The 308-nt window shown below is 67.5% G+C and carries 1 protein-coding gene; it reads right to left on the reverse strand.

Going from position 1 to position 308, the window contains the following annotated elements:
* A partial coding sequence (locus tag MOV74_RS40485) for an AMP-binding protein (RefSeq protein ID WP_246933145.1) occupies nt 1–308 on the reverse strand: 308 nt, incomplete at both ends.

The raw sequence follows: 308 nt of genomic DNA on the forward strand, positions 1-308 counted from the left end.
TCGTCCCAGCCGGGCTGCTCGGCACAGACCGAAGCGGGGCCATAGACCTCGGTCAGGCCGTAGACATGCGTCAGCTTGATGCCGATGCTTTCGGCGCCTTCGAGCACCGCGACCGGGGGCGCTGCGCCTGCGATCAGGCCGACGACGCGGCGGGCGGCATTGCCTTTGGGCGCATCGGGCGCGTTGATCAGCGTGTTGTAGACGATCGGCGCGCCGCACATGTGGGTGACGCCATGCTGCCTGATCAGCTCGAAGATTCTGGTCGGCTCGACCTTGCGCAGGCAGACGTTGATGCCGGCTGACGCCGC

The organism is Bradyrhizobium sp. SHOUNA76 (genome assembly GCF_023006445.1).
Classification (GTDB): Bacteria; Pseudomonadota; Alphaproteobacteria; order Rhizobiales; family Xanthobacteraceae; genus Bradyrhizobium.